The 21,355-nt window shown below is 68.9% G+C and carries 25 protein-coding genes; 13 read left to right on the top strand and 12 right to left on the bottom strand.

The annotated features are described in order from the left end of the window. Positions 1 to 193: 193 nt before the first annotated feature. Both DJ017_RS09490 and DJ017_RS09485 read right to left on the bottom strand, forming a co-directional pair. A complete protein-coding gene (locus tag DJ017_RS09490) occupies positions 194 to 841 on the bottom strand; it encodes a glutathione S-transferase family protein (protein WP_111528493.1) in 648 nt (215 codons plus the stop codon). Then, on the bottom strand, positions 838 to 1,548 hold the full coding sequence (locus tag DJ017_RS09485; RefSeq protein WP_111528492.1) for a TVP38/TMEM64 family protein: 711 nt from the start codon (positions 1,546 to 1,548) through the stop codon (positions 838 to 840). The genes DJ017_RS09490 and DJ017_RS09485 overlap by 4 nt, the downstream gene beginning before the upstream one ends. A 135-nt stretch (positions 1,549 to 1,683) precedes the next feature. Between DJ017_RS09485 and DJ017_RS09480 the strand changes: the two genes are divergently transcribed. Together DJ017_RS09480 and DJ017_RS09475 are read left to right on the top strand one after the other, a co-directional pair. Next, positions 1,684 to 2,850 (top strand): calcium-binding protein, encoded by a 1,167-nt coding sequence (locus DJ017_RS09480; protein ID WP_165830583.1) that lies wholly within the window; start codon positions 1,684 to 1,686, stop codon positions 2,848 to 2,850. A gap of 80 nt (positions 2,851 to 2,930) precedes the next feature. Further along, positions 2,931 to 4,133, top strand: a complete 1,203-nt coding sequence (locus tag DJ017_RS09475) for a pyridoxal phosphate-dependent aminotransferase (RefSeq protein ID WP_111528490.1) — start codon at positions 2,931 to 2,933, stop codon at positions 4,131 to 4,133. 45 nt (positions 4,134 to 4,178) lie between these two features. Here DJ017_RS09475 and DJ017_RS09470 read toward each other — a convergent pair whose 3' ends face one another. Beyond that, positions 4,179 to 4,415, bottom strand: a complete 237-nt coding sequence (locus tag DJ017_RS09470; protein WP_111528489.1) for a DUF2171 domain-containing protein — start codon at positions 4,413 to 4,415, stop codon at positions 4,179 to 4,181. Between the two features lie 74 nt (positions 4,416 to 4,489). Between DJ017_RS09470 and DJ017_RS09465 the strand changes: the two genes are divergently transcribed. The 3 genes from DJ017_RS09465 to DJ017_RS09455 all read left to right on the top strand — a co-directional run bounded on the left by DJ017_RS09465 (position 4,490) and on the right by DJ017_RS09455 (position 5,422). Next, positions 4,490 to 4,666: a DUF4169 family protein gene (locus DJ017_RS09465; protein WP_111528488.1), complete on the top strand. Its 177-nt coding sequence runs from the start codon at positions 4,490 to 4,492 to the stop codon at positions 4,664 to 4,666. 3 nt (positions 4,667 to 4,669) lie between these two features. After that, positions 4,670 to 4,882, top strand: coding sequence for a ribbon-helix-helix domain-containing protein (locus DJ017_RS09460; protein WP_111528487.1), 213 nt, complete (start codon positions 4,670 to 4,672; stop codon positions 4,880 to 4,882). Positions 4,883 to 4,948: 66 nt separating this feature from the next. Next, positions 4,949 to 5,422: a GFA family protein gene (locus tag DJ017_RS09455; protein WP_111528486.1), complete on the top strand. Its 474-nt coding sequence runs from the start codon at positions 4,949 to 4,951 to the stop codon at positions 5,420 to 5,422. On the opposite strand, the gene DJ017_RS09450 is transcribed toward DJ017_RS09455, so the two are convergent. After that, positions 5,419 to 5,898, bottom strand: coding sequence for a CinA family protein (locus DJ017_RS09450; RefSeq protein ID WP_111528485.1), 480 nt, complete (start codon positions 5,896 to 5,898; stop codon positions 5,419 to 5,421). The two genes, DJ017_RS09455 and DJ017_RS09450, sit on opposite strands and share 4 nt — an antisense overlap. Positions 5,899 to 5,990: 92 nt before the next feature. Between DJ017_RS09450 and DJ017_RS09445 the strand changes: the two genes are divergently transcribed. The 6 genes from DJ017_RS09445 (at position 5,991) to DJ017_RS09420 (ending at position 10,219) form a co-directional block, all read left to right on the top strand. After that, positions 5,991 to 7,223 (top strand): serine hydrolase domain-containing protein, encoded by a 1,233-nt coding sequence (locus DJ017_RS09445; protein ID WP_111528484.1) that lies wholly within the window; start codon positions 5,991 to 5,993, stop codon positions 7,221 to 7,223. Positions 7,224 to 7,278: 55 nt separating this feature from the next. Further along, positions 7,279 to 7,905 carry a LysE family translocator gene (locus DJ017_RS09440; protein WP_111528483.1) on the top strand — a complete coding sequence of 209 codons (627 nt, stop codon included), beginning with the start codon at positions 7,279 to 7,281 and terminating at the stop codon, positions 7,903 to 7,905. 18 nt (positions 7,906 to 7,923) lie between these two features. Next, on the top strand, positions 7,924 to 8,157 hold the full coding sequence (locus DJ017_RS09435; RefSeq protein ID WP_111528482.1) for a BolA family protein: 234 nt from the start codon (positions 7,924 to 7,926) through the stop codon (positions 8,155 to 8,157). Between the two features lie 99 nt (positions 8,158 to 8,256). Further along, positions 8,257 to 8,601, top strand: a complete 345-nt coding sequence (grxD, locus tag DJ017_RS09430) for a Grx4 family monothiol glutaredoxin (RefSeq protein ID WP_111528481.1) — start codon at positions 8,257 to 8,259, stop codon at positions 8,599 to 8,601. Beyond that, the gene (locus tag DJ017_RS09425; RefSeq protein ID WP_111528480.1) at positions 8,598 to 9,017 is read left to right on the top strand and encodes an acyl-CoA thioesterase; all 420 of its coding nucleotides are present in this window, start codon (positions 8,598 to 8,600) and stop codon (positions 9,015 to 9,017) included. Before grxD ends, DJ017_RS09425 begins: the two co-directional genes overlap by 4 nt. Positions 9,018 to 9,085: 68 nt before the next feature. Then, positions 9,086 to 10,219, top strand: a complete 1,134-nt coding sequence (locus tag DJ017_RS09420; RefSeq protein ID WP_111528479.1) for a mechanosensitive ion channel family protein — start codon at positions 9,086 to 9,088, stop codon at positions 10,217 to 10,219. Here DJ017_RS09420 and DJ017_RS09415 read toward each other — a convergent pair. Next, positions 10,178 to 10,555 (bottom strand): hypothetical protein, encoded by a 378-nt coding sequence (locus DJ017_RS09415; protein WP_111528478.1) that lies wholly within the window; start codon positions 10,553 to 10,555, stop codon positions 10,178 to 10,180. The two genes, DJ017_RS09420 and DJ017_RS09415, sit on opposite strands and share 42 nt — an antisense overlap. 262 nt (positions 10,556 to 10,817) lie before the next feature. Between DJ017_RS09415 and DJ017_RS09410 the strand changes: the two genes are divergently transcribed. Then, positions 10,818 to 12,002, top strand: a complete 1,185-nt coding sequence (locus tag DJ017_RS09410; RefSeq protein WP_111528477.1) for a calcium-binding protein — start codon at positions 10,818 to 10,820, stop codon at positions 12,000 to 12,002. A gap of 64 nt (positions 12,003 to 12,066) precedes the next feature. On the opposite strand, the gene rpsD is transcribed toward DJ017_RS09410, so the two are convergent. The 4 genes from rpsD to DJ017_RS09390 form a co-directional block, all read right to left on the bottom strand. Beyond that, entirely contained in the window at positions 12,067 to 12,684 is a 618-nt protein-coding gene (rpsD, locus tag DJ017_RS09405; RefSeq protein ID WP_111528476.1) for a 30S ribosomal protein S4, read from the bottom strand. 167 nt (positions 12,685 to 12,851) lie between these two features. Then, positions 12,852 to 13,325 carry a nuclear transport factor 2 family protein gene (locus DJ017_RS09400; protein WP_111528475.1) on the bottom strand — a complete coding sequence of 158 codons (474 nt, stop codon included), beginning with the start codon at positions 13,323 to 13,325 and terminating at the stop codon, positions 12,852 to 12,854. Positions 13,326 to 13,352: 27 nt separating this feature from the next. Continuing rightward, positions 13,353 to 14,435: an NAD(P)H-dependent flavin oxidoreductase gene (locus DJ017_RS09395; RefSeq protein WP_111528474.1), complete on the bottom strand. Its 1,083-nt coding sequence runs from the start codon at positions 14,433 to 14,435 to the stop codon at positions 13,353 to 13,355. Then, positions 14,432 to 15,238, bottom strand: coding sequence for an RNA methyltransferase (locus DJ017_RS09390; RefSeq protein WP_111528473.1), 807 nt, complete (start codon positions 15,236 to 15,238; stop codon positions 14,432 to 14,434). The genes DJ017_RS09395 and DJ017_RS09390 overlap by 4 nt, the downstream gene beginning before the upstream one ends. A gap of 167 nt (positions 15,239 to 15,405) precedes the next feature. On the opposite strand from DJ017_RS09390, the gene DJ017_RS09385 reads away from it, so the two are divergent. Next, complete coding sequence (locus DJ017_RS09385; protein ID WP_111528472.1) at positions 15,406 to 16,623, top strand: NADP-dependent isocitrate dehydrogenase; 1,218 nt, start codon at positions 15,406 to 15,408, stop codon at positions 16,621 to 16,623. 56 nt (positions 16,624 to 16,679) lie between these two features. Here the strand turns inward: DJ017_RS09385 and alaS are convergent, their stop codons facing one another. The 3 genes from alaS to DJ017_RS09370 all read right to left on the bottom strand — a co-directional run bounded on the left by alaS (position 16,680) and on the right by DJ017_RS09370 (position 21,313). After that, on the bottom strand, positions 16,680 to 19,325 hold the full coding sequence (alaS, locus tag DJ017_RS09380) for an alanine--tRNA ligase (RefSeq protein ID WP_111528471.1): 2,646 nt from the start codon (positions 19,323 to 19,325) through the stop codon (positions 16,680 to 16,682). Between the two features lie 255 nt (positions 19,326 to 19,580). Continuing rightward, entirely contained in the window at positions 19,581 to 20,669 is a 1,089-nt protein-coding gene (gene recA / locus DJ017_RS09375; protein ID WP_111528470.1) for a recombinase RecA, read from the bottom strand. Between the two features lie 170 nt (positions 20,670 to 20,839). Then, on the bottom strand, positions 20,840 to 21,313 hold the full coding sequence (locus DJ017_RS09370) for a winged helix-turn-helix transcriptional regulator (protein WP_111528469.1): 474 nt from the start codon (positions 21,311 to 21,313) through the stop codon (positions 20,840 to 20,842). Positions 21,314 to 21,355: the final 42 nt, after the last annotated feature.

Below are 21,355 nucleotides of genomic sequence, written 5' to 3'. Positions count from 1 at the left end.
CGGGGGTGAAATCCCCTGAGCGCCCGGCCGCGAAGACGCGCAGCCTGTTAAGGCGCCCAGGGGCTGCTAAGCCCCAGCTCGAGAAGAAGCAGGCTGTCCAAGCGCGTGCGCATAGTTGTCCGTGTAACCAAATGGGCCCTGCCCCGCAAGCTTATTGCGCGGCGCGCGGCAAATCGCGCGTTCCGCGCAACAATCAACCACCGATAGCGACTTCGCCGAAGGGCGCGGCGGCCTCTTCGGCCAGCACCTTGGCGACGGCGGGACGGGCGCGGACCCGCTCGCGGTGGTCGAAGACCTTGGGGAATCGGCGGGGATCCACCCCGTCGTCCTCCAGCCAGTCGGCGATCGTGAAGAGATAGGCGTCGCAGATCGAATAGGCCTCGCCGAGCACCCACGGCCCGCGCAGGAACTCGTCCTCGATGAGCTGGAAGCAGGCGCCGACCGTCTCCGGGACCTTGCGGCGCATGTCGGCGAAGGAGCTCTCCTCGTCGGCCCAGCGGTAGCCGCGGTGGCGGTGAGCGTGGGCCACGTGGACGGTGGAGCAGAGATAGCTGTTGAACGACTGCGCCTGGGCGAAGGCCCAGGGGTCGGTCGGGGCGAGCGCCGCCTGCGGGAAGGCCTGGGCGATCCAGGCGAGGATGGCCGGCGTCTCAGTCAGCACGCCGCGCTCGGTCACCAGGGCCGGCACCCGGGCCTTCGGGTTGATCGCGAGGTATTCCGGCCGCCCCTGCACCCCGCTGCGGGTGTCGATGCGGATCGCCTCGTAGTCGGCGCCGGCCTCTTCGAGGGCGATGTGCGAGGCCAGGCTGCAGGCGCCGAGGTTGTAGAACAGCTTGATCATGGTTCGACCCCCTCGCGCCGCTTCAGCCAGATCCGCGCGAACCAGCCGATGCCCAGCCAGATGGCCACCACCGCGCCCAGCGCCAAGAGGTGGCCGGCGTCACCCTCGCCGCGCATCACCCGCGCCAGCGAGTTTCCGGCGAAGCAGGTCAGGGCGATCTTCGGCACGATGCCGATGCCGGTCCCGAAGGTGAAATCCAGCACTCGCATGGGCGTCACGCCCGCCGCCATATTGACGACGATGAACGGCGCGGAGGGCACCAGGCGGACGATCAGGCTGGCGAAGAAGCCGTTGCGTCCGACCAGCTCCATGAACTGCTTCAGTCCCTCGCCCGAGAAGGTGGACAGCGTCCGGGCGCCGGCGAGGCGGCCGAGGTAGAAGCCGACCAGCGAGGAGACCATGGTGCCGATCCAGCTGTAGGCGAAGCCGGTCAGCGGCCCGAAGGCCACCACCGCCGCGGCGATCAGCATGAACTGCGGCACACCGACGAAGGCGAGGATGGCGAAGGCCGCCACGGCCACCGGCAGCGCCCAGGGGCCACTCGCCGCGCCCAGCCAATGCTCGACGGTCGCCTCGCCGTTGAAGCCCAGCACCTGGGCCCCGAACAGGAAGACCAGTCCAACCCCGCCGAACAGCACGAAGGAGACGAGCAGCGCCCGCCACGCCTTGGCGTCCATGTTCGAGAGGAAGGCGAAGAGCCGGCGCATGGGCGCTGAGGTCGCCTGTTCGGGGGGACGGGTCAAGCTGAGCCCGGATATTGCGTCTTTTTAAGTTGCGTAATTATGAAACGTCCCCATATCGCCGGTCTCAGAGGGACGTTCAGGACCGCGGGGGACTCAAGAGTGACCGCCTACAGCTTCGAGACCATCACCGCCGACGAGGCGCTCAATATCCAGACGGGGGACTATCTGACCCTCCACAGCGGGCCGGCGGCCCGGGCCGTGGTCAGGTATCTGGCCGCGACGCCCGACCTGCCCGCCCGTATCGAGCTCAGCGTCGGAGAGCGGACGGTCGTGTTCGGGCAGAACCTGGCGGGCCTTTCCCTGCGCGGAGCCCTGGACGTGACAGACGGCTCGCGGCTCGTCATCGGCGATGCGGATCGCCAGTCGACCGGCGGCACCTTGGGGCACGACGCCCTCTATGGCGGCGAGGGCCACGACATCGTCCACGGCCTTGCCGGCGACGACCGGGTGCAGGGCAACGCCGGCAACGACACCCTCTACGGCGACGGCGGGGCCGACACGATCTCCGGCGGCCAGGGCGACGACCGCATCGAGCTCGGCGCCACGGGCGACCTCCACGGCGGCTGGGCCCACGGCAACAAGGGCGATGACCAGCTCTACGGCGGCGCGGGGAACGACACCCTGCTCGGCGGCCAGGGCGATGACGCCATCACCGGCCGCGAGGGCGACGACTACATCAGCGGCGACCTCGGCAACGACGTGCTGTTCGGGGGCGCCGGGAACGACACGATCCACGGCGGCGACGGCGACGACGAGATCAAGACCAGCGGTGGCGACGACGTGGTCGACGCCGGCCGCGGCGACGACATCGTCACCATCACCGGCTCGGGGACCACCTATGTCGACGGCGGCGACGGCGTCGACCGCATCGTCATCGCCGGCGACGGCAAGGACGTCGTCCTCGGCGGCGCCTGGGCCGACATCTTCGAGATTCACGCCAGCGTCCCGCCGCCCAGCGATCCCACCCACTGGGACGAGATCCGCGACTGGAGCGCCGACGAGCACCTGCTCTTCGCCCAGGTCCACGCCGTCGCCGACATCCTGCCGCGCAGCTACTCCGAGTTCGTCGCGGCCGACTTCCCCGAGGCCTATCGCATCGCCAACGAGCACATCGCCGCGACGGGCGCGATCTATGTGGCGGCCCAGGTCGGCGGGAACGTCTTTGTGTTCGCCGACACCGACGGCAATGCCGCCAACGGCGCCGACGCCGGGGTGATGCTGGCGGGCCGCACCCTGTTCGACATCGCCCTCTCCAACTTCCTCTGAGGCGACGAGGGTTTGCCCGGGGGGAGCCTTAGGGCTAAATCCCCGGCCATCCGAAAACCCAGCAGGGAGTTCTCCCCGTCATGTCGCTGCAGTCCGCCGCTCTTTCGCGCGTCAAGCCGTCCGCCACCCTGGCGGCGGATCAGAAAGCGCGCGAGCTGAAAGCGCAGGGCCGCGACGTGATTTCGCTGGCCGCGGGCGAGCCCGACTTCGACACGCCGGACAACATCAAGGAAGCCGCCATCAAGGCGATCCGCGACGGCAAGACGAAGTACACCAACGTCGACGGCATTCCGGAGCTGAAGGAAGCCATCTGCGCCAAGTTCCAGCGCGAGAACGGCCTCAGCTACAAGCCGAGCCAGGTGAACGTCTCGCCGGGCGGCAAGCCGGTGATCTGGAACGCCATGCTGGCGACCCTGAACCCCGGCGACGAGGTCATCGTGCCCACCCCCTACTGGGTGAGCTACTGGGACATCGTGCTGCTAGCCGGCGGCGAGCCGAAGGCCGTGGTGACCTCGGCCGAGACCGGCTTCAAGGTCGGCCCGGCCGAGCTCGAGGCGGCGATCACGCCCAAGACCCGCTGGATCATCCTGAACTCGCCGTCGAACCCGTCGGGCGCGGCCTACACCAAGGCCGAGATGCGGGCGTTGGCCGACGTGCTGCTGCGCCACCCGCACGTGTGGATCCTCACCGACGACATGTACGAGCACCTGGTGTTCGACGACTTCGAATACTGGACCATCGCCCAGGTGGAGCCGGCGCTCTACGACCGCACCCTGACCATGAACGGGGTCTCCAAGGCCTACGCCATGACCGGCTGGCGGATCGGCTATGCGGCTGGGCCCGAGCCGCTGATCAAGCTGATGGCCAAGGTCATGAGCCAGACGACGTCCAACCCCTCCTCCATCTCGCAGTGGGCGGCGGTCGAGGCCCTGAACGGGCCGCAGGACTTCATCAAGCCGAACCAGAAGCTGTTCCAGGAGCGCCGCGACCTGGTGGTCTCGATGCTCAACCAAGCGAGCGGCATCCAGTGCCCGACGCCGGAAGGCGCCTTCTACGTCTACCCGTCCGTTAAGGGGCTGCTCGGCAAGACCGCCCCGTCGGGCAAGGTCATCCAGTCGGACGAGGACTTCGCCGTCGAGCTGCTGGAGACCGAGGGCGTCTCGGTGGTGTTCGGCGCGGCCTTCGGCCTCTCGCCACACTTCCGGATCAGCTACGCCACGGCGAACTCGGTCCTCGAGGACGCCTGCACGCGCATCCAGCGCTTCTGCGGCCAGTTGAAGTAGGTCCTTGCAATGTCCCTCCCCCTTCCCGGGGGAGGGAAACTAGCCTCAGTGCTTTTCGCGCCAGGCGTCCTTGGCGGCGTCCTTGGTCATGTTCAGGCAGACCTTGTCGCCGTCGATACGGTCGATCCAGCTCATCGGGATCATGTGGTGCTTGAAGCCGGCGGCGAGGTCCATCTTGGACAGCTCGATCTCGTCGCCCATGACATGGTCGACGCGGCCCACGTGGCCACCGTCCGAGCCAACCACTTCCATGTGCTCGCGGATTTGCGAAGATTGAATCATGCTTCGTCTCCTTGGATGCTGAGCCCGAACAACCCGCCGCGCTGGGCCCAGGTTTCGCCCGCGAAGAGGTCGCCATGGTCGAACTGATCAACCTGAACAAGGCGCGCAAGGCGAAGGCGGCAGCCGAGGCCAGGACCAAGGCCGCCGAGAACCGGGTGAAGTTCGGCCGCAGCAAGCTAGAGAAGCAGGTGTCAAAGCTCGAGGCCGAGCGCGCGCGCCGGGCGCATGACCAGGCGAAGCGGGACGACTGACCTTTGCCGGGCCTTCGCAAACGATCGGTCCTGCTCTCGGGCCACGCGACCTCCATCGCCCTCGAGCCGGAGTTCTGGGCGGTGCTCGACGAGATGGCCGCCGCCGAGGGCGCGAGCCTGGCGGGGCTGATCGGGCGCATCGACGACGCCCGCGGGGACAGCGGCCTGGCCTCGGCCTGCCGGCTGGCGGCCCTCGCCTTCCTGCGCAGCCGCTGACCCTCGCAAGCTGAAGCTTGCGCCCCCATCTTGGTCGGCAGAGGGCTTCTTGGGGGGAGCACGCCGATGGACGTCGTCAGCCTGCCGCAGACCGGCGGATGCTACTGCGGAGCGATCCGCTATTCGCTGAACGCGGCCCCGCTGCTGGCCTACGCCTGCCACTGCCATGACTGCCAGACCCGCTCGGGCTCGGCGTTCGGGCTGACGGTGGTGGTGCGCTCCGCCGACGTGACGGTGAGCGGCGAGCCCGAGGTGGTGCGACTGGCCAATCCGTCCGGCCTGGCGATCGACCACAACATGTGCCCGCACTGCCGGCTGCGGGTGTTCGCGGTCAATCCCAAGACGGCCGACTACATGAGCCTGCGCGCCGGCACGCTGGACGACGCGAGCTGGGTGCGGCCCGTCGCCCAGACCTGGGTCGAGAGCGCCATCCCCTGGGCGGTGATCCCCGGCGTGCGCGCGGTCGCGCCCGAGGATTTCGACTTCGTCCGCCTGGGCCGCGAATGGGCCGCGACCGCCCCGCGGTTCGAGCCGGCCTAGGCGAGCGCCCGCTTCAGCATCTCCATGGCCGCGGCCGCGAAGGCGCGCATGTTGCCGGCCCGGTCGGTCTCGCCGGTCTCGATGGTGATCGCCGCCTCGACGGGACCCGAGATGGCGACGCAGGTGTGCCCGGCCGCGTCGCCGTAGGGGTTGCCGGTCGGTCCGGCCGCGCCGGTCTCGCTGATCCCCCAAGTGGCGCCGAACCGCTCGCGCGCCGTGCGCGCCAGGAGCAGGGCGTAGGGCTCGCTGGCCGAGCGCATGCCCTCCACCGCCTCGCGCGGCAGGTCCATCAGCAGCACACGGGCCTTGGCCGTGTACACCACCGCACCGCCCAGGAAATATTTCGATGCGCCCGGCACGCTGAGCAGCGCCGCCGAGATCAGGCCGCCGGACGAGCTCTCCGCCACGGAAATCGTCTCGCCGCGATCCTTCAGGCGCTCACCGATCTCCGCCGCCAGCGCTTCCAGTTCCTCCACGCGTCCCCTCCGTTCGGTATTGGCTTCAGCGCCCTTCGGCGCCCATGATGACGGCCAATTACAGCGAATGTCATTTTCAGGGAGGATATTTCATGGACGCCCAGTCGCAGTGGACGGGCCTGGACGCGAAGCGCCTGGAGCGCATCGGCGACCATCTCGAGCGGAACTACATCCAGAAGGGCAAGATCGCCGGCTGTCAGGTGAGCGTCGCCCGCCACGGCCATCTCGCCTATTTCAAGAACTTCGGGATGATGGACCTGGAGCGGGCCAAGCCCACCCAGGACGACACCATCTACCGCATCTATTCGATGACCAAGCCGATCACCTCGGTCGCGCTGATGACCCTCTACGAGCAGGGCTATTTCCAGCTGAACGACCCGGTGAGCCGCTTCGTGCCCTCGTGGAAGGAGCATCGGGTCTGGAGCTCCGGCGAAGGCGACATGATGCAGACCGAGCCGGCGCACCGGCCCGTGAGCTTCCGCGACGTGCTCTCGCACATGGCTGGCCTGACCTACGGCGGCGGGCTGCCGGGCGTGGGCATCCAGCACCCCATCGACCGTATCTACCGCGAGCTGAAGGTCCGCTCGGTGGGCGGGGCCGACACCATGCAGCAGTTCATGGACAAGCTCGGCCAGGTGCCGCTGCGCTACCAGCCGGGTACGGCCTGGATGTACTCGCTGGCGACCGACGTCTGCGGCGCCCTCGTCGAGATCATCTCGGGCAAGCCGTTCGCCCAGTACCTGCAGGAGACCATCTTCGAGCCGCTCGGCATGACCGACACCGCCTTCCAGGTCGCACCGGAGAAGGTCGAGCGCTTCGCCGCCAACTATCAGCGCGGCCCGGACAAGAAGCTCAAGCTGATCGACGATCCGCAGACCAGCGACTTCACCAAGGAGCCCGGCTTCAAGTCCGGCGGCGGCGGCCTCACCGGCACGAGCGCCGACTACATGCGCTTCTGCGAGATGCTGCGCCGGGGCGGCGAGCTCGACGGCCACCGGGTGCTGGGCCCGCGGACCATCGAGCTGATGCACATGAACCACCTGCCGGACGACAAGGACCTGACGCAGACCGCGCTCGGCTCCTTCTCCGAGACGGCCAACGAGGGCGTCGGTTTCGGCCTGGGCTTCGCCTCGACCAAGGGCCAGGTGCAGACCGGGACCCTCGGCGCCGGCGACTACTACTGGGGCGGCGCCGCCTCGACCATCTTCTGGGTCGATCCCAAGGAAGACCTGTCGGTGGTGTTCATGACCCAGCTGATGCCGTCGGGGACCTTCAACTTCCGCGGCCAGCTGAAGAGCATCGTCTACTCCAGCATCATCGACTGACAGCGTGTGGCCCTGCTGACACGCGCTGTCAGCAGGGCTCCGCTACATAGGGCGCATGAACGCCCACCTCCTCTCCCTGGCCACCCTGTTCCTGGTCACCGTCGCCACCTGCGCGATCCCCGGACCGAACAACTTCATGCTGATGCGGCTCGGCATGCGGCGCGGCCGCGCCGTGGCCATGGCGGCCGGCCTGGGGACCACCCTCTCCTGCATCGTCTGGTGCGCCGCCGCGGCGCTTGGCCTGGCGGCCCTGCTCGCGGCCGCGCCCTGGCTCTACAAGTTCCTGCGCATCGGCGGCGGGCTCTACCTGCTCTGGTTCGCGATCGCCATCTGGCGCGCCCGGCCGGAAGGGCCAGGCGTCGAGAGCGAGGCGGTGGGCGGCACGCGCTTCGGGCCGGCCTTCTGGCAGGGCTTCGCGATCAACATGACCAACCCGAAGTCGGTGCTCTACTTCGCCTCGATCTTCTCGGCCTATGTGGGGCCGAACACCCCGCTCTGGGTCCACGCCGCGGCGGTGGTCATCGTGGTCGTCACCTGCCAGCTCTGGCAGGTGGCCATGGCCTTCCTGTTCTCGGCGCGCCGCGCGGCGGCCGCCTACGCCCGCGCCCAGCGCCCGCTCGACCGCGCCGCGGCGGTGCTGATGGGCGGCTTTGGCCTCGGCCTCTTGTTCGCCGGGGAATGACGGGCGTATAGCGCCCCCATGCCCATGCCCATCGAAGCCCTGGAAGCCGCCCTCCGCGAAGGCTTCCCCGACGCCCAGATCGAGGTCCAGGACCTCGCCGGCGACGGCGACCACTACAAGGCCCGCATCGTCTCGCCCGCGTTCAAGGGCCTGCCGCGGGTGAAACAGCACCAGCTTGTCTATGCCGCCCTCAAGGGACGCGTCGGCGGAGAGCTGCACGCCCTCGCGCTGGAGACCTCCGCCCCCGCCTGAGCCCACACGCCCGTCCACGCGCGTCCAGATGGCGCGCTTGACCCAGGGGGCGCCGCTCCCTAGCTCTTGGCCTGAAAGTTCCCGCCGAAAGGGCGACCCATGACCGACGCTGCGACCGCCAACCCCGTCCACGACTTCATCCGCCAGGCCGTGACCGAGAACCCCGTCGTCCTGTTCATGAAGGGCGAGCCGGACCAGCCGCGCTGCGGCTTTTCGGGCGTGGTGGTGCAGATCCTCGACCATCTCGGCGTCGAGTACGTCGGCGTCGACGTGCTGCAGTCCGAGGCGATCCGCGAGGGGATCAAGAGCTATTCCGACTGGCCGACCATCCCGCAGCTCTATGTGAAGGGCGAGTTCGTCGGCGGCGCCGACATCGTCCGCGAGATGTTCTCGACCGGCGAACTCAAGCCGTTCCTGGAAGAGCAAGGCGTGCTGGCGGCTTGAGCCGTCTTCTAGAGCCGCCGGAGGGGCGTCAGGTCTTCGAGACGACCTTCACGCCCAAGCCTGCCGACATCGACGAGAATGGTCATGTGAACAACGTGGTCTATCTCGACTGGGCCCAGCAGCTGGCAATCGCCCACTGGCGCTCGCGCGCGCTGGCGCAAGACCAGGCGGACTTCGCGTGGGTGGCGCTGCGCCACGAGGTCGATTACCGCCGCCCGCTGCTGCCGGCCGAGACCGCCCAGGCGCGGACCTGGGTCTCCGACAACACCGAGGGCCCGCGCTTCGACCGCTTCGTGCGCATCGACGGGCCGGACGGCGCCATGTGCGCCCAGGTGCGCACAGTCTGGTGCCTGGTCGAGAAGGCCACGGGGCGTCCCAAGCGCGTGCCGCGCCACATGGTCGAGATGTTCATCTGACCTCCGAGGCGTGAACCAAGAGGGCAGGCGGGTGGTTTGAGCTGCAGCTTCCACCAAAACTGCTGATTGTGACCCTCCAAGACCTCATCAACGGCCTCCAGGCGCACCTTGCCTGGGCGCCGCCCTGGACTCTCAGCGTCGCCGTCGCGGCCGTCGCGCTGGGCCTGGTCCAGCTCGTCTATGGCGGCATCGTGCGCGCAGTGCGCCGCACCGTCGGCGAGAAGAACATCTTCTGGCGCTCGCTCCTGGTGCGCACCCGGGGCCCGGGACGCCTCGCGCTGATCATCTTCGCCCTGAGCTGGTCGGTGCACGCCGCGCCCTTCCCGCCCAGCCAGGGCGCCACCATCCAGCACGGCCTGCTGATCGCTTTCATCGTGCTGGTGGGCTGGGTGGTGCTGACCGCCCTTGACATCGGCGCGGCGATCTACATGCGGCGCTACCGCGTCGACGAGACCGACAACCTCTTGGCCCGCAAGCACCTGACGCAGATCCGCATCCTGCGCCGGGCGCTCGCGACCCTGGTGGTGGTGCTGACCGCCGCCATGGCCCTGATGACCATCCCGGCCGTGCGCCAGGTGGGCGTCAGCCTGCTGGCGGCCGGCGGGGCGGCCGGCATCATCGTCGGTCTCGCCCTGCAGCCGGTGCTGTCCAACCTCATCGCCGGGGTGCAGATCGCCCTCACCCAGCCGATCCGCATCGACGACGGCGTCTTCATCCAGAACGAGTACGGCCGGGTCGAGGAGATCAACGCCACCTATGTGGTGATCCGCCTCTGGGACGACCGGCGGATGATCGTGCCGCTGAAGTACTTCCTCGATCAACCGTTCCAGAACTGGACGCGGGAGTCGGCGGACCGGCAGGGCGGCGTGACCTTCCTGCTCGACTACCGTCTGCCGATCGGGCCGGTGCGCGAACGGTTCGAGGAGGTGGTGAAGGCCTCCCCCCTCTGGGACGGCAATGTGGCCAGGCTGCAGGTCACCGACGCCCGCGAGAACGTCGTCGAGGTCCGTGGCCTTGTCAGCGCCGCCACGCCCGACCAGCTGTTCGACCTGCGCTGCGAGGTGCGCGAGAAGGTGCTCGACTGGATCCGTCTGGAGTTTCCCGAGGCCGTCCACCGCGTCGGCGTGGAGTTCAGCCCCGAGCAGGCCGAGGCGATCCGCTCACGCTCCGGGCCCGGTCCAGGGGACCAGCGGGTTCAATAGGAAGACCGGCGTCCGCGGCTTCAGGCCAAGCTCGGCCCAGCTGAAGGTGAGCTCCTGCCGGCCCATGGCGAACGACTTGCAGGTGTCGATCCGCTTGCGGCCGAAGGCGAGGGTCACGGCCTCACCCCTCGGCTCCACGTAGAAGGCGAAGTCCTCCTTGGCCGTGCAGCCGTTGGAGGAGACCTGGATGGTCAGGGCGTCGCGGCCGGCGAGGGCGAGGTAGAGCGGCTCGAGTTCCTGCAGCGCCGAACCGGGCGGAGCCTGGATCTTCGGCGGCGGCAGGGAGGCGCAGCCGGCCAGGGCGAGCGCCGCGATCAGGAAGACACGCCGGTTCATCGTCCCACTCCGCCACAGGGCGCGGGCCGGGGAAAGGCCCCGGCGCGGGCCGGGGCGATTTTTCACCGCCCGCACGCCATGCGCGAGGCGCGCGGCCGGCGCGCCCACAATGAGTAGGCGGACGGGCGATCTGGCCGAACTGAGGGATGGCGCGGTTGCGCGAGATCAAACCCGACGCCGGCGATCGCCCGAGCCTGTGGCGCGTGAGGCCGACTTCATGGGGGGCAGGCGGTCTCCGCCAACCTTGACAGGAGACCATTCAATGGCCCGCCCGATACCCACGATCAACGGCACCATCGACGACGACCTCATCTACGGCGACGACGCCAAGGGGCGCCCCGGCGCCCAGATCATCAACGGCCTGGCCGGCAACGACACGATCTATGGCGACACCGACATCCTCGCCAGGAAGAGCGCCGGGGGCGCGGATCAGATCTATGGCGGTGACGGCGACGACACCATCTTCGGCGACGCGAACACCCTGTCGGGCAGCGCGCACGGCGGCGCCGACCTGATCCACGGCGACGCCGGCACGGACGTCCTCTACGGCGACGCCAACCAGCTGCACGACAGCGCCGTCGGGGGCGGCGACACCCTCTCGGGCGGGGCCGGCCAGGAAAGCGATCTCTACGGCGATGCCGACTGGATGGACGGCGTCAGCCGCGGCGGCGCCGACCTGCTCCTCAGCGATGACGGCGGTTCGGAGCAGGCGTGCTTCCTCGTGGGCGACGCCTACGATCTCTGGGACACCGCGCAGGGCGGCAGCGACACCCTCACCGCCACCACCACCGGCACATACAGCTACGTCTATCTCGTGGGGGACGCCGAGTACCTCTACGGGCGCGGGGGCGACGACGTCCTGACCGCCCAGCTCACCGACCCGACATCGCACGCCGAAATGGTCGGTGACGGCGACTACATGCTGAGCGGCGGCGACGACACCCTGCCAGGGACCGGCGGCAACGATACGCTCACGGCCACCGGAAGCGGATCGACCAACATGTATGGCGACGCCTTCCAGATGGATGGACATGGGGGAAATGACATCCTCAACGGCGGCGACGGCCAGGACAACCTCTATGGCGACGGCTGGCTCATGTATGGCGACGTCACCGGCGGCTCCGACACGCTGAACGGCGGAGGCGGCGCGGACGATCTCTATGGCGGACCCGGCGACGACCGGTTCGTCTACGGGACGGGCGGCGGCGTCGACTCGATCTGGGACTTCAACATGGGCAACTCGGGGGTCGGGAGCAGCACGGCCGAACACGACGTCATCGACCTCACCGCCTTTGCGACCAGCTGGAGCGGCCTCGCCGGCAAGGTCTTCGCCTACGACGCCGACTCCAACGGCTCGCAGGAGAGCACCGTCGTCCTGTTGGGCGACACAGACTACATCGTCGTCCACAACGTCACGAGCCTGACCGCCAGCGACTTCGTCTTCTAGGCGGGCACAAGAAAAAGGCCCCGGATCGCTCCGGGGCCTTTGATCTTCTGGAGTTCGGCGCCGGTTAGGACGCGTAGAACTCGACCACCAGGTTCGGCTCCATCTTCACCGGATACGGCACTTCGGCCAGTTCCGGCGCGCGGACGAAGGTGGCCGCCATGCTCTTGGCGTCGACGGTGATGTAGTCGGGGTGGTCACGCTCCACCGACTGCAGGGCCTCGAGCACCAGGGCCATGTTGCGCGAACGCTCGCGCACCTGGACCACGTCACCCGGCTTCACACGGTAGGACGGGATGTTGACGCGCTTGCCGTTCACCAGCACGTGGCCGTGGTTGACGAACTGGCGGGCGGCGAAGGGGGTCGGCACGAACTTGGCGCGGTAGACCACCGCGTCCAGGCGGCTCTCGAGCAGGGCGATCAGGTTCTCGGAGGTGTTGCCCTTGCGGCGCGCGGCCTCTTCGTAGATCCGGCTGAACTGCTTCTCGGTCAGGTTGCCGTAGTAGCCCTTCAGCTTCTGCTTGGCGCGCAGCTGCAGGCCGAAGTCGGAGACCTTGGACTTGCGGCGCTGGCCATGCTGGCCGGGGCCGTAGGCGCGCTTGTTGATCGGGGACTTCGGGCGACCCCAGATGTTTTCGCCCATCCGGCGGTCGAGCTTGTACTTGGCGCTATGGCGCTTGGACATCAGTCACTCTCTATCCGACACGAGCCGGCGCTTCCGAGATGGAGGCGCGATTTCAACGGCGGCTTCGCATCACCCGTCATAGCTTCCTGACCGCACGGGCAGGCCCGGCGGCTGGAAGGCGGGGTGTATGCCCACCGCGATCCGAGGAGTCAAGTTCAGGGCAGGCTTCAGGCGGTCGGCAGCGAGCCGTGGAACAGCCGCCACAACCACTTGCCGCCGTGCAGTTCGAGCACGCCGGTCAGGCAGTAGGGCTGGCGGGTGTCGCCGTCCGCGCCGTGCAGCACGGCCTCGCCCTCGGCGTGGAGCCAGGCCACCGGTCCATGGACCGAGACCTCGACCTCGCGCCAGGCGAAGCTGAGCGTGTCGGGGCGGGCGAAGAACTCGCGGAAATGGACCTCCAGCTGGGCCCGGCCGCGGGCGCGGTCCTTGGCCACCGGCGCCACGAGCACCGTGTCCTCGTTGCCTGTGAACTCGTCGAGGATCGCCATGTCGCGCTTCGACAAGAGCTCGTTCAGCCGGATCAGCGCCCGGCGCACGCCGCGCTCGGCGGTGCGCTGCGGCGGCGCGGCCAGCATCGGCGCCAGGCTTCCCACCAGGAGCAGGGCCGCACCGGCGGCGAGGGATCGGTTCGAAACGCCCATCAGTCCTCCAAACTAGGCCACCTGAAATTAGGCGACCCCGGTGCGATCCGCCAGCAACCGCGCGGCTTCCCTGGCTTCGCGCCACCAGCGGCGGACCATCTCTTCCGCGCCGCCCGGACGCGCAAGCTTCACGCCCTGGCCGGCCCACAGCGCCATCGCCTCCGCATCGCCCGCCTTGGCGGCGGCGGCGCGCAGCGGCTGGGTCAGCCGGTTCTGCACCGGATAGGCCGGCACATCCCGCTCCATCGAACGCATATCGCGCATGAATCGGTTCTCGATGCCGCGTGCGTAGCGGCCCGAGAAGGCGCGAGTGAGGCGGGTCGGATCGTCGGGCGCCGCCTCGATGGCGGCGCGCCAGAGCGGATGGCTGGTGGCCTCCTCGCTGAGCAGGAAGGCCGTGCCCATCTGTGCGGCCTTGGCGCCGAGCGCGAGGACGGCCGCCAGGCCCCGCCCGTCCATGATCCCGCCCGCGGCGATCACCGGCAGCTCTACGGCGGCGATGATGGCGGCGGTCAGCGGCAGGGCGCCCACCAGGCTCTCCTCGATGTCGGCGAGGAAGTTGCCCCGGTGCCCGCCGGCATCCATGCCCTGGGCGACGATCCCGTCGGCCCCGACCTGCGCCCACGCCCGCGCCTCCGCGACGGTGTTGGCGGTCCCGAGCACGTAGGTCCCGCCGTCATGCAGGGCCTCGACCTGGGCCCGGCTCAGGGCTCCGAAGGTGAAGGAGGCGATGGGCGGCGCGGCGCGGGTGAGGGCTGCGAGCTGGCCCTCGAAATCGGGCGCGAAGCTGTTGGGATGCTCCGGCAGGGGCGCGCCCACCTTGTCATACCAGGGCCGGAGCCGCGCCAGGGCGGCGTCGAGCGTCTCCGCCGATGCGCTCGCACGCTCGGGCAGGACGAACAGATTGACGGCGAAGGGCGCATCCCCGGCCTGGGCGCGGAGAGCCTCGATCGCCGGCTCGATGTCCTCCGGCGCGTGGGAGGAGACCGGGAAGGAGCCGAGCGCCCCGGCGCGGCAGGCGGCCAGGGCCAGGCGCTCGTCGTGCGCCCCAAGCATCGGGGCCTGGATGATCGGAATCGGCAGATCGTCGAGCAGCTTGGCGAGGCTCATTCGCCCTCCTTGCCGGCTTTGCGGGCGAGCTTTTCCAGGACCTTGCCGCGGCCCCGCGACAGGGCGGTGACCACGCCGCGCAGGGTGCGCACCTCCTGATCGGTGAAATGGGCCCGCGACAGGGCCGAGCGGAGGTTGTGGATCATGGCCGGGGTCTTCTCCGGCGGATGGAAGAAGCCGGCCGTCTCCAGCTCGCGCTCCAGGTGTTCGAAGAGGCCCATCATCGCCGCGCGGTCGGCCGGTGGATCGCCCTCCCGGAAGTTCGCCGGCGGCGCGTCGAGCACCGTCAGCCGCCACTCGTAGGCGTTGATGGCGACCGCCTGGGCGAGGTTCAGCGAGCGGAACAGCGGATCGATCGGCACCGTCACCACCGCCTGGCAGAGCGCGATGTCGGAGGTCTCCAGCCCCGCCCGCTCGCCGCCGAACACGAGGCCGACGCCCTGCCCTTCCCGCGACGCCTGCGAGAGGTGCGCGGCCGCCTCGCGGGGCGTGTGCACCGGCAGCCGCAGCTCCCGCGGCCGGGCCGTGGTGGCGTAGACCAGCTTCAGGTCGGCGATGGCGTCCGCCACGCTGTCGAACACCCGCGCCGCGTTCAGCGGCCAGTCGGCGCCGGACGCCGAGGCCCAGGCCCGCTCCTGCGGCCAGCCTCTCTGCGGGTTCACCAGGCGCAGGTCGGAGAGCCCGAAGTTGGCCATCACGCGGGCCGCCGCGCCGATGTTCTCCGGCATCTGCGACGCCACGAGGATGATGGCCGGAGCCTTTGGGGAAGCTTGGGGCGAAACCTTGGAAGACGCGTCTGACATGCCCGCTTTTGACCGTTCTGGACCCCCGAAGGCAACGACTTGCTTCCGCCGCGGCGCCTGAGATGCGTTCAATTCCAGAAACCCCGCGCGTTAGCCTTTGCGCGCGCGTCACTGACCGCTATACGGCCCGCAACCCACAAGTTCGCGCTAGGAGCGTTGCGCCTCTCATGGCCAAGATCAAAGTCGCCAACCCCGTCGTGGATCTCGACGGGGACGAGATGACCCGGATCATCTGGAAGCTCATCAAGGACAAGCTGATCTTCCCGTTCCTTGATCTCCAGACGGAATACTACGATCTGGGCATGGAGCACCGCGACGCCACCGACGACAAGGTGACGGTCGAGGCCGCCGAGGCGATCAAGAAGTACGGCGTCGGCATCAAGTGCGCCACCATCACCCCCGACGAGGCGCGGGTGAAGGAGTTCGATCTGAAGGAGATGTGGAAGTCCCCGAACGGGACGATCCGCAACATCCTCGGCGGCGTGGTCTTCCGCGAGCCGATCATCTGCAAGAACGTGCCGCGCCTGATCCCCGGCTGGACCCAGCCGATCATCATCGGCCGCCATGCCTTCGGCGACCAGTACCGCGCCACCGACTTCAAGGTCCCCGGCCCCGGCAAGCTGACCATCAAGTGGGAAGGCGCCGACGGCCAGACGATCGAGCGCGATGTGTTCGACTACAAGGGCTCTGGCGTCGCCATGGCCATGTACAACGTCGACGAGTCGATCCGCGACTTCGCCCGCGCCAGCTTCGCCTACGCGCTGAACCGCGGCTATCCGCTGTACCTGTCGACCAAGAACACCATCCTCAAGGCCTATGACGGCCGCTTCAAGGACATCTTCGCCGAGATCTACGAGGCCGAGTACGCCGAGAAGTACAAGGAAGCCGGCATCGTCTACGAGCACCGCCTGATCGACGACATGGTCGCCTCGGCCCTGAAGTGGTCCGGCGGCTTCGTCTGGGCGTGTAAGAACTACGACGGCGACGTGCAGTCCGACCAGGTGGCTCAGGGCTTCGGCTCGCTCGGCCTGATGACCTCGGTGCTGATGACGCCGGACGGCAAGGTCATGGAGGCGGAGGCCGCCCACGGCACCGTCACCCGCCACTTCCGCCAGCACCAGCGCGGCGAGTCGACCTCGACCAACTCGATCGCCTCGATCTTCGCCTGGACCCGGGGCCTGGAGCACCGCGCCAAGCTCGACGGCAACGCCGAGCTCGACCGCTTCGCCAAAACCCTGGAGCAGGTCTGCGTCTCCACCGTCGAGAGCGGCTCGATGACCAAGGACCTGGCGCTGCTCGTCGGCGACACCCAGGGCTGGCTGACCACCGAGGGCTTCATCGACAAGGTCGCGGTGAACCTCGAGAAGGCCCTGGCCTCGGCCTAAAGCCTCGAAATGTCGGAATTGACGCCCGCCGCGGGAGACCGCGGCGGGCGTTTTCCTTAGGCGCCCAGCGCCGCCTTCACGGCCGCCAGGCCCTCGACCGCCTTGGCCCCGTCCGGAGCGCCGCCCTGGGCGAAATCGGGCCGCCCGCCCGCACCCTGGCCGCCCATGGCCTGCACCGCCGCCTTGGCGAGCTCGACCGCGTTGAAGCGGCCCTGCGCCGCGCCGGTGACGGCGACGGTCACCGCCGCCTTGCCCTCGGCCGAGCCGACCAGGGCGATGACGCCGTCGGGCAGCTGCTTCTTGAACTCCTCGGCGATCGGCCGCAGGTCCTTGCCGCCGACGCCCTCCATGACGCGGGCGAGCACCTGGACACCGCCGATCTCCTCCGGCCCGGCCGCGGCCCCGCCGCCGCCGCCCATGGCGAGCTGGCGCTTGGCTTCGGCGAGGTCCTTCTCGAGCTTGCGGGCCTGGACCTGGAGGGCCTCGACCCGGGCCGGGACCTCGGCCACGGGAACCTTGAACTGCTCGGCCAGGCCCTTGGCGACGCCGGCCTGCTCCAGCAGCCAGCGCCGCGCGCTCTCGCCGGTGAGCGCCTCGATCCGGCGCACGCCGGCCGCGACGCCCTGCTCGGAGACGATCTTGAAGAGGGCGATGTCGCCGGTGCGGGCCACATGGGTGCCACCGCAGAGTTCGACGGAATAGGCGCCCTCGCCCTCCAGCGCCTTGCCGAGGGTGAGCACGCGGACCACTTCGCCGTACTTCTCGCCGAACAGGGCCATGGCGCCGGCTTCGATCGCCTGCTGCGGGGCCATCAGCTCGGTGGCGGCGGGCAGGTTCTGGCGAACCACCGCGTTCACCTCGGCCTCGATGCGGTCGATCTCGTCGAGGCTCAGCGGCTGGCCGTGGCTGAAGTCGAAGCGGATGCGCTCACCGTCGACCATCTGGCCCTTCTGGGCGACGTGCGGCCCGAGCACATGGCGCAGGGCGGCGTGCAGCAGGTGGGTCGCCGAGTGGTTGGCGCGCGTCGCGGCGCGGCGCGCGGCGTCGACCGCCAGGCGCACCCGGGCGCCGGGCGAAAGCTCGCCTTCGAGGACGTCGATGTCGTGGACGTGGAGGTCGCCGGCCTGCTTTTGCACGTCGGTGACGCGGCCGCGGCCGCCCTGCCACTCCACCTCGCCCTGGTCGCCGGCCTGGCCGCCGCTCTCGGCGTAGAAGGGAGTGCGGTCGAACAGCGCCTGGACCTTGTCGCCGGCCTTGGCCTTGTCGATCTCCTGGCCGTCGCGGACGAGGACCAGGAGCTCGGCCGTGGCCTCGACGTTGTCGTAGCCGGCGAACTCGGTCGGGCCGAGCCGGTCGCGCACGGAGAACCATTCGGCCGCCGCGGCGACCTGGCCGGAGCCCGACCAGTTTTCCCGCGCCATCTCACGCTGCTTGGCCATGGCCGCGTCGAAGCCCTCGAGGTCGACGGTCAGGCCCTTGGCGCGCACCGCGTCCTGGGTGAGGTCGAGCGGAAAGCCGTAGGTGTCGTAGAGCTTGAAGGCGGTCTCGCCGGAGAGGACGCCGCCGGTGGCAAGCCCGCCGGTCGCTTCCTCCAGAAGCGCCATGCCGCGGCCGAGGGTGCGCCGGAACCGCTCCTCCTCCTCGCGCAGGGTGTGCTCGATGGACGCCTGGGCCCGCTTCAGCTCCGGATAGGCCTCGCCCATCTCGGCGATCAGGGTCGGCGCCAGGCGGTGCAGCAGCGGCTCCGAGGCCCCCAGGATGTGGGCGTGGCGCATGGCGCGGCGCATGATCCGGCGCAGCACGTAGCCGCGGCCCTCGTTCGACGGGCTGACGCCGTCGGCGATCAGGAAACTCGACGAGCGCAGGTGGTCGGCGATCACCCGGTGCGACGGCGCAGCCTCGCCCTCCGCCTTCACGCCGGTCGCCTCGACGCTGGCCGCGATCAGGGTCCTGAAGAGGTCGGTGTCGTAGTTGGAGCGGACGCCCTGCAGGATGGCGGTGATCCGCTCCAGCCCCATGCCCGTGTCGATGGACGGCTTGGGCAGGCGTTCGCGGCGGCCGTCGGCGAACTGCTCGTACTGCATGAAGACGAGGTTCCAGAACTCCAGGAACCGGTCGCCGTCCTCGTCGGGGCTGCCGGGCGGGCCGCCGGCGAGTTCGGGGCCCTGGTCGATGAAGATCTCCGAGCAGGGGCCGCAGGGACCGGTGTCGCCCATCGACCAGAAATTGTCCGAGGTGCCGATGCGGATGATCTTGTCGTCGGAGAAGCCGGCGATCTTCTTCCACAGGCCCGCGGCCTCGTCGTCGTCGGCATAGACGGTGACGAGCAGCTTGTCGGTCGGCAGGCCGAATTCTTTGGTGATCAGGGTCCAGGCCGCCTCGATCGCCTGGTCCTTGAAATAGTCGCCGAAGGAGAAGTTCCCCAGCATCTCGAAGAAGGTGTGGTGGCGGGCGGTGTAGCCGACGTTGTCGAGATCGTTGTGCTTGCCGCCGGCGCGCACGCACTTCTGCGACGATGCCGCGCGCGGGAACGGCGGGGTCTCGGCGCCGGTGAAGTAATTCTTGAACGGCACCATGCCGGCGTTGACGAACAGCAGGGTCGGGTCGTTCTGCGGCACCAGCGGAGCCGAGGCGACGACGGCGTGATCCTTCTTCCGGAAGTAGTCGAGGAAGTGGCTGCGGATCTGGTTCAGGCTCGTCATCGGACTGGCTTCAACGCTGCTTTGCTCAAGGCTGACAGGGAGGACTCCCGGCCAGCAAATGTAGGGTCGGGCGCCCCTTTACGAAACTTGGCCGCCGACCGGAAGGAATTTGGCCCTCAAAGGAAAAGGACGCCCGGGATCGCTCCCGAGCGTCCTGTCCGGACGGAGGCTTGCGCCCCGCGGGCTCTAAGGCCCTTTGGGGAGGTTGGCGGCGGGGTCCCCGCGGGCGGCGCGGCGCCAGCCCCGTCGGGATCCTTACAGGCTGCCGTCGCCCCCGGCGTCGTCTTCGCCCTCGGAGGGGCCGACCAGCAACTCCTCCTCGATGGCGGCCTTGGCGCCCCGGACCGCCTTCTCGATGTCGGCGGCCACGTCGGGATTGGTCTTCAGGAACTCGCGCACGTTCTCGCGGCCCTGGCCGATGCGGGTGGAGTTGTAGGAGAACCAGGAGCCCGACTTCTCGATGATCCCGGCCTTGACGCCGAGGTCGATGATCTCGCCGAGCTTGGAGATCCCCTCGCCGTACATGATGTCGAACTCGACCTCGCGGAACGGCGGGGCGACCTTGTTCTTGACCACCTTCACCCGGACGTTGTTGCCGACGATCTCGTCGCGCATCTTCACCGAGCCGGTGCGGCGGATGTCGAGGCGCACCGAGGCATAGAACTTCAGGGCGTTGCCGCCGGTCGTGGTCTCCGGGCTGCCGTACATCACCCCGATCTTCATGCGGATCTGGTTGATGAAGATGACCAGGGTCTTGGCCTTGGAGATCGAGGCGGTGAGCTTGCGCAGCGCCTGGCTCATCAGGCGGGCCTGAAGGCCGGGCAGGCTGTCGCCCATCTCGCCCTCGATCTCGGCCCGCGGCGTCAGGGCCGCCACCGAGTCGACGACGATCACATCCACCGCGCCGGAGCGCACCAGGGTGTCGGTGATCTCCAGCGCCTGCTCGCCGGTGTCCGGCTGCGAGACCAGGAGGTCGTCGAGGTTGACGCCCAGCTTGTGGGCGTAGGACGGATCGAGCGCGTGCTCGGCGTCGACGAAGGCGGCGGTCCCGCCGCTCTTCTGGACCTCGGCCACCACGTGCAGCGCCAGCGTCGTCTTGCCCGACGATTCCGGCCCGTAGATCTCGACGATCCGCCCCTTGGGCAGGCCGCCGATGCCGAGCGCCAGGTCGAGGCCGAGCGACCCCGTGGAGAAGGACTCGATCTCGACGATCTTGCCCTTCTCGCCCAGCTTCATCACCGAGCCCTTGCCGAAGGCCCGATCGATTTGCGCCAGCGCCGCTTCCAGAGCGCGCTGCTTATCCCCGTCTTCGCGTCCCACGAGCCTCAGTGCCGATTGAGTCATTTCCGATAGCCCCTTCTACCGTAGATTCCCGCCAACCCGGCCCCGGAAACGCCCGTTTCGGCCGAGGACTCAGGCGTACCGCGTTTGTTCTCTGTTCGCAAGATGTTCCTGATCTCGCGGTTTGCAGAGAGCGTCCGCCGCCCGTCGTCCCGAGAAGAGGTATCGAGGCTCTACGACAAAATCGGTCGCAGGTCTCCGGCGGCCGGATTGGGGCGGAACTCCACGTCGCGCGCCCCCAGCGGCGCGTGACATTCGGAGCAGGTCGTCACCGGGGCGAAGTCGCAGCCGCAGGCCTTGTGGCGGTGGATCAGCGGCGGCCCTTCCGGCCCGGCGTAATAGCTGTCGCCCCAGTGGACGATGGCCAGGACCACCGGATGCAGGGCCAGCCCCTTGTCGGTGAGGCGGTACTCGTGGCGGACCGGCCGCTGCTGATAGGGCTCGCGCTGTAGGACGCCCTCGTCGACCAGGCGCTTGAGCCGGTCGGCCACGATGCTGCGCGAGATGCCGAGCCGGCGCTCGAAGTCCTCGAACCGGCGGACGCCCAGGAAGCAGTCGCGCAGGATCATCAGGGTCCAGCGGTCGCCGATCACGGCGACGGTGCGGGCCACCGAGCAGGGCTCGTTGGGAAGCTCGTTCCACTTCATGGCGCGATGCTCCCATTGACTGCGTTCGAATTCAATACGAAC

This window comes from Phenylobacterium soli, from assembly GCF_003254475.1.
GTDB lineage: Bacteria > Pseudomonadota > Alphaproteobacteria > Caulobacterales > Caulobacteraceae > Phenylobacterium > Phenylobacterium soli.
This window is presented reverse-complemented; position numbering and strand designations above follow the sequence as displayed.